Annotated in this window: 3 protein-coding genes and 1 pseudogene; 1 reads left to right on the forward strand and 3 read right to left on the reverse strand. The window is 69.9% G+C overall.

Annotated elements, in window-relative coordinates; translation table 11 throughout:
* From GD1_RS04920 to GD1_RS04930, 3 genes and pseudogenes are all read right to left on the reverse strand, one after another.
* Window positions 1-815, reverse strand: a pseudogene (locus GD1_RS04920) (hypothetical protein); the annotation flags it as partial.
* A gap of 88 nt (window positions 816-903) precedes the next feature.
* Window positions 904-2307, reverse strand: a complete 1404-nt coding sequence (locus GD1_RS04925; protein WP_020791097.1) for an NAD(P)H-quinone dehydrogenase — start codon at window positions 2305-2307, stop codon at window positions 904-906.
* A 134-nt stretch (window positions 2308-2441) separates the two neighbouring features.
* A complete protein-coding gene (locus GD1_RS04930; protein WP_244882524.1) occupies window positions 2442-3236 on the reverse strand; it encodes a DNA alkylation repair protein in 795 nt (264 codons plus the stop codon).
* Between the two features lie 117 nt (window positions 3237-3353).
* Between GD1_RS04930 and GD1_RS04935 the strand changes: the two genes are divergently transcribed.
* A complete protein-coding gene (locus GD1_RS04935) occupies window positions 3354-3836 on the forward strand; it encodes a gamma-glutamylcyclotransferase family protein (RefSeq protein WP_053777893.1) in 483 nt (160 codons plus the stop codon).
* Window positions 3837-4093 lie beyond the last annotated feature (257 nt).

Genomic DNA, 4093 nt, shown 5'->3' on the forward strand with positions numbered 1-4093 from the left:
ACATCGGGATCATCACCGCGGCCGGTCCCCGACGGCCCCGCACCACCGGGTGCCGACGGAACGGCGGGGACCGCCGGGACCGGTACCGTGCCCGCGGGGGTGGCCGTCGTCGTGGTCGACGGTCCCGAACCGCCGGGCCCGCCGCCGTCCGGGCCGTCGGTATCGGTGAGCAGACCCGATTGTCCGCGTCCCCCGCCGGGATCGTCGCCGCCACCACCGATCCCGGACGTCTGTGTCGGGTCTCCCCCGCCGGTGCCGACCCCGGTGAACACCGAGTCCTCGCCCGGCGCGACCGGAGACGGCAGGCTGCCCGACACCGCGATCATCGGCGAGCTGTAACTGCCCGACATGGTGGCGGAGATCGCCGACCGGATCGATGCGGCGGTGTCCGGGTGATCGCGCAGACGCTGCTGCTGTTCCCGGAGCCATGGGATGTTCCCCTGGGCGGCGGCGACCACCCCGGACGCCGACTCGATGGCATCGGCACCGGTCTCCACGGTGTCCACACCGCTGTCGATCTGTGCGGCCAGGGATGCGGCCCGATCGACCGCCGAGTTCGCGGCCAGACCGATCAGCTGGTCGTCACCGAAGGCGGTGCGCAGCCCGCGGGCGACGGCCCGCACCGCGGCGATCGCGGCACGAAGGGCCTCCACGTCGCCGCGTGCGGCACCGCCGTCCATCGTCTCGAGGATGCCGAGCACCTCACCGATGCCCAGCTGCGACCACGGTGTCTCGGCGCCGCCGGCGCCGTGCCGCTCCCCGTGTGCCCGCCGCAGGTTCTCCCCGGCGCCCCTGGCCTCGTCCCACACACGCATCCCCCTCGTGTCCCCACCCGATCCAGGTGAGACTACCGCCGGAACCGGGCCGGTGGCGGGGTGTGGACGTGCCTGTGCACGCCGGCGATCAGTCCAGGTCGTCGTGGCGGACGAGCTGACGCGCCGCCTCGGTCACCGACCCCGACAGCGACGGATACACCGACAACGTCGACGCCAGATCCGACACGGTGAGCTTGTTCTGCACCGCCACCGCGATCGGCAGGATCAGCTCCGACGCGGTCGGGGCCACCACCACGCCGCCGATCACCACACCGGTCGCCGGGCGGCAGAAGATCTTGACGAAGCCACGCCGCAGTCCGCTCATCTTGGCGCGCGGGTTGGTCGACAACGGCAACATCACCGTGCGGGCGGGGTACTCCCCGGCGTCGATCGCGGTCTGCGAGACACCCACCGTCGCGATCTCCGGGCGCGTGAAGATCGCCGACGCAACGGTTTTCAGCTTGATCGGGCTCACACCCTCACCGAGTGCGTGATACATCGCGATCCGGCCCTGCATGGCGGCCACGGAGGCGAGCGGGAACAGCCCGGTGCAGTCACCGGCCGCGTAGACACCGGTCACCGAGGTCCGCGACACCCGGTCGACGGTGATGTAGCCACCCCGGTGGGTCTCCACCCCGGCGGTCTGCAACCCCAGGTCGGCGGTGTTGGGCACCGAGCCCACCGTCATCAGCACATGCGATCCGGTGACGCTGCGACCGTCGGCCAGATACGCGGTCACCGTGTCGCCGGTGCGGACCACCTTGTCGGCACGGGCATGCTTGATCAGGGTCACACCGCGTTCGGACAAGGCCTCCTCGAGCACCAGGGCCGCGTCCTCGTCCTCGTGCGGGAGCACACGGTCACGGCTGGACACCAGGGTCACCTTCACACCGAGTTCGGTGTAGGCGTGCACGAACTCGGCGCCGGTCACACCGGAACCGACGACGATGAGGTGTTCGGGCAGCTCCTCGAGGTCGTAGAGCTGACGCCAGGTCAGGATGCGCTCACCGTCGGGCATCGCGTCGGGCAGGACCCGCGGCGAGGCGCCGGTGGCGATCAGCACCACGTCGCCCTCGTAGCGTTCGGTGGTGCCGTCGGCCAGGGTGGCCACCACCCCGTGGGTGGACACGCCGAGCTGGGTGGATTCCAGCCGGGCGGTACCGGAGACCAGCCGCACACCCTCGCTGATCAGGCGTGATCGGATGTCGGCGGATTGAGCGAAGGCCAGATCCCGCACACGCTGGTGGATCTGCGGCAGCGTCACCACCACATCCTCCGAATGCAGGTCGATGCCCAGAGTCGCGGCGCGGCGCACCTCGGTACGGATACCGGTGGAGGCGATGAAGGTCTTCGAGGGCACACAGTCCCACAGGACGCAGGCGCCGCCGATGCCGTCCGAGTCGATCACCGTGATGTCGGCACCGTAGGCCGCCGCTGCCAGGGCCGCCTCATAGCCTGCCGGGCCTCCGCCGATGATCACGATCTTGGTCATGCCACTCCTTACGTGTCGGCCCCGGGGCCGGCAACGTCCGAATGGTCGACGCGACCGGCAGCCATGTCGTCGGGATCACCATGGACATGCAGGGGGCTGGTTGGTGTATCCGCTGTGATGCGCCGGGTACCAACCTAGTCCCCGCACACCGACGGTGTGGAACGCACCGGTGAACCGGCGGTGTGAAACGCACCGGTGAACCGGCGGTGGTCGGCGGTACGGTAGTGGCGTCGGGTCTCGGCGGGCAGATGCTCGATCGCGTACCCGAGCATCGTCGCCGGCATCCCGGCGGCGTGGGCGTCGAGGAATGCGACGAGCAGTGCCGGGTCGACACGCTTGCCCACCTCGCGCAGCATCCAGCCGGTCGCCTTCTGCAGCAGGTCTTCTCGGTAGGCGAGGTATCGCACGGCCAGTTCGAGGGTGGTCGAGGCGTCGCCGGCACGGATGAATGCGTGGGTGGCGACCATCGCGATCCGACGCAGCCACAGATCGTCGACGCCGGCCAGTTCGGTGAGCAGATCGCGTGGCCGGTCGCACAGCCACTGTCCGACGATCGGTGCCGCCGATGCGTCGACGATGTCCCAGTTGTTCACCCGGCCACGGCGTGCTGCGGCGAGGTACCAGTCGACGATCCGCGCCGCGGTCGCGTCGTCGCCGTGACGGGTCGAACGGGTCATCTGGTCGGCGGCGATCAGCACCGCGGTGAGCCGGTGTTCGTGGATCGGCGAGGCGATCAGCCGGTCGAGCTCGGACACCGGCAGGTCGCGGTGGGTGCGGGCCACCATGCGCTGCTGCGGCACCGGCACCCCGATGAACTCGTCGCCCTCGCCGTACTGTCCGGGGCCGGTCTTGAAGAACCCCGCCGCCGACTCCGCGCGGTGCCGATCGCCGAGGGCGTCGAGTTCGTTCATCACCGCGTGGGCCGTCACGCCCACACCGTAGCGCCGTCGTCGTAATACGATCATGTGTGGTCCGTGTGGCCACACCGATGAGCAGTCGATCAGTCCGGACCCCGGTTCGGCGGGAAAGTGCAGGTCAGAACCTACATGCCGATCTATGCCGCCTACGGTTCCAACATGCACCCCGAGCAGATGGCCGAGCGTGCACCGCACTCTCCGATGTCGGGTACCGGGTGGCTACACGGCTGGCGACTGACCTTCGGCGGCGGGGACATCGGCTGGGAAGGTTCTTTGGCCACCGTTGCCGAGGACCGCGACGATCCGACGGCCAAGGTGTTCGTGGTGCTCTACGACGTGACCACCGAGGACGAGGCCAATCTGGATCGCTGGGAGGGTTCCGAGCTCGGCATCCACCGCAAGATCCGCACCCGGGTGCAGACCGCCGACGGCGGTGTCCTGGCGTGGCTGTATGTGCTCGACGCCTTCGAGGGTGGCCTGCCGTCGGCGCGCTATCTGGGGGTGATGGCCGAGGCCGCCGAGATCGCGGGCGCACCCGCCGACTACGTGCAGGACCTGCGGTTGCGCGAGTCGCGCAATGTCGGGCCCGGGCCGGGCCCGATCGAACCCTGAGTCCCGATCGTCCGGTCAGAGCGCAGGGCCCCGGCCCCCGTAAACCCCACCCGGGCCCGATCGAACCCTGAGTCCCGATCGTCCGGTCAGAGCGCAGGGCCCCGGCCCCCGTAAACCCCAGCCGGGCCCGATCGAGCCCTGAGTCGCCCTATCGGTGGTTGAGCAGGTCGTCCTCGCGCAGCGAGGCCGCCCGTCCGTCGAAACCTCTCTGCTTGCGCTCCAAGGTAGCCACAGCCGAGGTGGTGACGTTCGGTAGT

The organism is Gordonia desulfuricans NBRC 100010 (assembly GCF_001485495.1).
In the GTDB taxonomy this organism is placed as follows: Bacteria; Actinomycetota; Actinomycetes; order Mycobacteriales; family Mycobacteriaceae; genus Gordonia; species Gordonia desulfuricans.

Excerpts from the sequence above, each read along its gene's own strand:
- GD1_RS04935 (WP_053777893.1), top strand. The coding sequence starts at position 3,354 with ATGCCGATCTATGCCGCCTACGGTTCCAACATGCACCCCGAGCAGATG.
- GD1_RS04925 (WP_020791097.1), bottom strand. The coding sequence starts at position 2,307 with ATGACCAAGATCGTGATCATCGGCGGAGGCCCGGCAGGCTATGAGGCG.